Annotated in this window: 5 protein-coding genes and 1 pseudogene; all 6 read right to left on the bottom strand. The window is 33.5% G+C overall.

Annotation, left to right across the window (positions count from 1 at the left end):
- Positions 1–357 precede the first annotated feature (357 nt).
- Positions 358–687, bottom strand: a complete 330-nt coding sequence (locus GNY06_RS03090; RefSeq protein ID WP_166518758.1) for a YkvA family protein — start codon at positions 685–687, stop codon at positions 358–360.
- 66 nt (positions 688–753) lie between these two features.
- Positions 754–1,311 carry a TlpA family protein disulfide reductase gene (locus GNY06_RS03085; protein ID WP_166518757.1) on the bottom strand — a complete coding sequence of 186 codons (558 nt, stop codon included), beginning with the start codon at positions 1,309–1,311 and terminating at the stop codon, positions 754–756.
- A gap of 3 nt (positions 1,312–1,314) precedes the next feature.
- A complete protein-coding gene (locus GNY06_RS03080; RefSeq protein WP_166518756.1) occupies positions 1,315–1,881 on the bottom strand; it encodes a thioredoxin family protein in 567 nt (188 codons plus the stop codon).
- 4 nt (positions 1,882–1,885) lie between these two features.
- Positions 1,886–2,947: a chorismate synthase gene (gene aroC / locus GNY06_RS03075; RefSeq protein WP_166518755.1), complete on the bottom strand. Its 1,062-nt coding sequence runs from the start codon at positions 2,945–2,947 to the stop codon at positions 1,886–1,888.
- Positions 2,948–3,288: 341 nt separating this feature from the next.
- Positions 3,289–3,401 (bottom strand): annotated as a pseudogene (locus GNY06_RS15500) (IS982 family transposase); the annotation flags it as partial.
- A 190-nt stretch (positions 3,402–3,591) separates the two neighbouring features.
- Positions 3,592–5,682, bottom strand: a complete 2,091-nt coding sequence (locus GNY06_RS03070) for a TonB-dependent receptor domain-containing protein (protein ID WP_166518754.1) — start codon at positions 5,680–5,682, stop codon at positions 3,592–3,594.
- Positions 5,683–6,010: the final 328 nt, after the last annotated feature.

The raw sequence follows: 6,010 nt of genomic DNA, 5'->3' as shown, positions 1-6,010 counted from the left end.
ATTTTTACATTTGTATCTTTCAAGATTACTGACGATACCGTCTTTTACTTTTTCAGACTCATGACATTTTGGACTATCCATTGTTTTTCTTTAGTAAAGATAAAAAAACTATCCTAATTTAGCAATACCCTTGATAACCTCCAAAAAAGGCTCTTCTTCGGAAGCGAATTTGTGAGCTATAAAAAAACTGTACACCTGAAGGTGATATTTTACAAAAAAACGACCTCATATCCTGTCGATACTTGTCAATATAGAGGCTAAAATGTTTTTTATAAGACAATAAAAAGTCGGAAGAAAAATCTTCCGACCATAAATGCACCTTTATGTATAGGCGCCTTTTTTCTAGTTATTGTTTTTTTAGTCACTATTCACTTCTATAGTTTTTATTCCACTATTTCGCTCTTTTTCCCAGATTAAAAATTTTTCTAATTCCCTTATCAGTGCAGGAATGGCTAAGGATAATACTGCTATATCATCCATTGCTCCTATAACAGGAATCCAATCGGGAATAATATCAATTGGTGATAGTACATATAAAATCGCTAGTGCTGGCAGGATAAAACTTCTGATCTTAGGCTTGTATTCCCCCTTGGATATGCGTTTCACCATTCTCACTAAATCCGGCATTCTCTTTATAAAATCTTTGTACCGAAATACTTCTTTTATTAATTTGATTTTTGATGCCATTTGTATCTTTTTATTGTTTTATCAAAGATAAAGAAAAGAAAAGAAAACCTCATCCATATGCGCTTTTTATTGGACTATGGTATCAATAAATGTCTGGTTGGAAGCTGAACTCCAATCCTCAGCTCCTTCCTCTTTTTTTAGAATCCTTCCCTTCTTATCAATGATAAAAGTAGAAGGGAAAATTTTTACCAGGAATTTTTCAGGAAGCAGACTTTGGGCTATGTAAACAGGTACGGTATAATTCTCCTCTTTGAGAAACTTAAGAATATCTGCTTCTTGGTCCTGCATGGCTATAAGTACAAACTGCATTTTGTCTTTTTTCAATCCATATAATTTTTGAATACTGGGCCATTCGTGTCTACATGGCGGACACCAGGTCCCCCAAAAATTTAGAAATAACACTTTCCCTTGAAAATCTTTAAGATTCGCATCAGGGGTGTTAATGCCTTTTAGTTGGATATCGTACTCCGAATCGGTGACCGTAATTTCGTTATTAAGTTTTTCTATAGCCGGTTTCATCATTAATTGGTCTTTTAAAAAGCTTCTCAAACCTGGAAGCAGTAAAATTAAAATAACCACCACCGCCCCTAAAAATATCCATATTTTTTTTTTTGAATTTTTCATAAACTAGATCAGCGTTAATAATTCTTCAATCGTATCATACCCTTTATTTTTGGCATAATAGGCTTGTAAATCTCTATAAAAATCATCTTTCGGATAGGCCTCGGGATCATTTTTATGCTTATTCAGAAGGCTTATTCCATAGGCAGGCCTAGGTCCCCAGTGGTTTAGTACTTTAAAATCTTCATCTAAAAAGATAATAACGGGAATTGACTTACCTCCATTGCTTAAAAAAGAATCTATTAGTGAAGGCTCTTGATCTCGATAGGAAACTCGGACTTCGTAATCTTTAAAAAATTTTTCCACCACAGGTAGGGCTTGGCTCCCGTCTCCACACCATGCTTCGCAAATCACTAATATTTTACCTTTAAAGTTTTTACGCCTAAGCTCTTGTAATTGCTGTTCGTCGGGACAGTATTTCTCCAGCATCCTATGCATTCGCTGGAGTCCTAATTTATAATAATCTTTAAAGTCAACATCCTGTTGATTTTTAGGTTTTTGAAGCCTTTCTTCTGCATTTTTAAGATATTCGTCAAAAGTTACGGATTGTTGCCAAAATTTTTTTATATCCATATAATTATAATTTTCTCGTTTTATGGATTAACATCATATCTGCCAGCACAAATGCGGTCAATGCTTCTACCACGGGGATTGCCCGGGGTAAAACACACGGATCATGGCGGCCTTTTCCTTCAACCGTTAGCCTTTTACCCTCCTTATCTATACTTTCCTGAGGACGCAAAATGGTAGCCACTGGTTTAAACGCTACCCGAAAATAAATATCCATCCCATTGGATATGCCTCCTTGTATGCCCCCCGAAAGATTGGTTTGAGTAGTTCCGTTCTCATTAAATAAATCATTATGTTCACTTCCCAACATTTCTGCCCCAGAAAATCCAGAACCGTATTCAAATCCCTTACACGCATTAATATTGAGCATGGCTTTGCCCAATTCTGCCTGAAGCTTCCCAAAAACCGGCTCTCCCCAACCAGCAGGTACATTTTTTACCACACAGGTAATACTCCCACCTATGGTATTACCCTGCTTTTTAACCTCTTTAATTCTATCAATCATTTTAAGAGCTGTCTCCTCATCAGGACAACGGACGATATTATCATCTATTTTTCTCAAATCTAATTCCTGATAGGGCATATCACAAAAAATATCCCCAACCGAAGAAACATAGGCTTGAATTTCTATACCACCTAACAATTGTTTCGCCAGAGATCCTGCTGCCACCCAGTTAATTGTTTCCCGTGCAGATGATTTCCCACCACCACGATGGTCCCGAAAACCAAATTTCTGATCATAAGTATAATCTGCATGTGACGGACGATAAGCCTGAGCTAAATGATCATAATCCCTAGACTTCTGGTTCTCATTTTCGATGATAAAACCTATAGGAGCACCAGTGCTTCTGCCTTCAAAAATACCGGATAAAAATTTTACCTTATCGCTTTCCTTACGCTGTGTTACAATAGCAGATTGCCCGGGTTTCCTACGATCCAACTGATGCTGTATGGCCTCAAAATCGATAAGAAGTCCGGCTGGAAAATTGTTAACAACCCCTCCATAAGCTATCCCATGACTCTCTCCAAAAGTATTTAGTGTAAGTAAGTTCCCTAGTTGATTTGACATGCTACAAAAATAGATTTTTTTAAATAAAAAAATCTATTTTAAACCGCCTAATTCAGTACAATATCAAGCCTTTTTATCTCGAATTGGAATAACACCTGAATTACCTAAGGAGGACAAATTAACTTTCAAACCACTTAAACCTCTATTAAAGACAAAATACCCTATTTCATAGACCGTAGAACAAATTGATAAACGTTTTGCCCAGCTTATTTTATAAATCTCAACAGTTTGTAATCCAAATATTTATAGATTACACCTCTCTTATTATGTAGCGGAAAGGTTTTCTTTTCTGCTATTGTATATACTTCTTTAAATTTCGCCTTATAAATCCGTTCCTCCCCCCTAAATAAATGTAATTCAGAATTAATTAACCCATACTCTGCAGTAATATTAAGCACCAGCAAATCCAGATCAGATATTTTGGCATCCTAATTTGCTTAGCTGTAGTAATATATTTAAATAACTAACAATAAGTTAAATACGTATAGTGCTTCTTAACCATATAAAACAATCTTTTTTCCTTTCTAATCTCTAAGTACACAAAAGGTTTTGATTAATCGTTTGTTTTGTTATATAATCCTTTGCTAGCTATTTATTATTGTCTTCTCGTACTGTACACTTACAAAAAGCAAAATAATTCAAATTTATTTTCCGGTTCTGTTTTTTTCTTCCTGATTACCAAAATCATGCTTTGCAACATTAAGCTTTTGGTTACCAAATTTATATAATAACGATACTGTGCAATATTGTGTATCATAGTAATTACGATATGTAGATTTTATCCCATTTGAATAAGTAGTATAAATAGCTTTTTGTGTTTTTAAAATATCATTTGCAATAATCGAAAGTTGTAATTTTTTTTCTAACATTAAAAATCTAAGCCCTGCATATAAGGATTGATTAGTCCCCACTTTATACACTCCGCTTACCCCGGGAAAACTTATCCAGTATCCTATATTAAAAGATAAGTTTTTTTGTGGGTTTAAAGAAAATTCATTATCTGTAGAAAGATAGGTATTCCAGCCATTTAGTGAACCTAAGGTTACAGGAATCTCTGATGTAGATTTGGTATAATTGACATCAAATGTATTGGTTATTGTCCAAAAATTTAAAGGATTAAAAGAGATGTTCTCCGTAAGGCCAATATCATAGGTTTTAAGGAAGTTTAAAACAAAGTAACGCGTGATTTTTGTATTGCTATCTAATATCCCCAGTTGCTCAAAACCATTTTTTTCATAAGAGTAGTATATTTTGGATTCCAGATTATCAAATATATATATAAACTCGAAATTACTTGTATAAGAAGGCTTTAGGAAAGGATTACCTTCTACGTATGAATAGGGGTTATGATATATTCTAAAAGGATTCACCTGGTCATAGTTTGGCCTGTTAATTCTCCTGCTGTATGTGAGATTAAATGAGTGTTTATCGTTTAGTTTATAAGCAAGATAGGCCGTAGGAAAAAGTTGAAAATAGGTATTGTTATTTTTCTGGTCAAGGTTTTTAGAATAACTTTTTATCTGGGTATTCTCAGCCCGTAGCCCTACATTGGCTTCCCATCTATCCCCGAATTTTCTGTTTGTTGAAAAATATAAAGCTTGTGTGTTTTCTGTAAAATCAAATTCATTGGTTTGATTTATATCTATAACAGGTACACCAGAACTATTGTCATAAAAAATAAGATTGTTATTGGTATTAGACTGATAAACTTTACCTCCAAATGTAAGTTTTGCCCATTCTAATGGAAACTCAACATCTATTTTTCCTGAGTAGTTTGTAATATTTTGAGTGTTATTGTTTATTGCTGCAAAGTAAGATTGTGATACATCATGATGATTCCAAGAATTACCATTATAATCTCGGATGTTTTTATCCTTTAATGAAAAATAAGCTATATCAAAAGATATTTTTTTCCTTAAAGAATCTAATTGATATACAGTATGAAAATTAAATTGATTTAAATTTGGCTTTTCATAACTTTTTGCCTTTGAAGTGATATATGATTTTAAATAATCCTGAGCATCATAGAGATAGGATGCCGTATTATTTTCCTTAATCCTCATTTCGGAAAAACTTCCTAAATATTGAAATCCTGCTGAAAGCTTATTGGTAAGATTATAATCAAGTCCCAAGCTTGCAGATAGAAATTTATTCTGAATTTTTCGGGGATTTTTATTTTCCCATCTTTCTGCCGGATAATAAAAGCGGCTGTTGTCTATATTTTTCTTAATTCCATCTCCGGTATTGATAGAAGAGAACAGAGATACTTTATTTTTTTGAAAACTAAAATCTGCCCCAAGGTTTCCTGCTGGATAAGTCGCTTGTTTATAAGATGATCTCACAGTAGTATTCCAACTATTCTTTTTAGTTTTTTTGAGTACAATATTAATAAGTCCTCCATTTCCTTGTGCGTCATATTTAGCGGGTGGGGTGGTAATTACTTCTATACTTTTGATATGATCAGATGGAATGGTTTTTAAGAAATTTGCCAGATCATCCCCAGAGAGCTGCACGATCTTACCATCTATCAGTATAGATATTCCGTTTTTGCCAATGACTGATATTTTCTCGTTCATTACTTTTACACCGGGGGTTACTCTTAATGCATCCATGGCATCTCCTCCCGCTGCCGAAGTAGAATTCGCAACATTAAAAACCAACCTGTCTATTTTTCTTTCTACAAGCTTTTTTTTAGCCGTTATTTCAACTTCTTGTATTTCTTTCTTTACTATCATATTGATAGAATCATTCTTTTTCTCTTGTGAAAAAACGAAAATTGAACAAGTAATACAAAATATAGAAAGTATATTTTTCATTTATAGTTTATAGAGGGCAAATATATTTAAGCCTGTATAATATTCCAAGTATTTTATTCCAAGTATTTTATTCCAAGATTTATCAATTCCGGGAATTTATTACCCTAAATTGATAAATTTATATAAGAGCCTGTTTAAAAATAAGCGAAAAAAAATAATAAGGGCATCTAAAAGAAGTTTAGTGTTACGTTCTTTGAAGTGATAAAACTTTAAAACCATGTACTTAACCGACTTATCAGATGCCCAT

This window comes from Elizabethkingia argenteiflava, assembly GCF_009904105.1.
In the GTDB taxonomy this organism is placed as follows: Bacteria; Bacteroidota; Bacteroidia; order Flavobacteriales; family Weeksellaceae; genus Elizabethkingia; species Elizabethkingia argenteiflava.
This window is presented reverse-complemented; position numbering and strand designations above follow the sequence as displayed.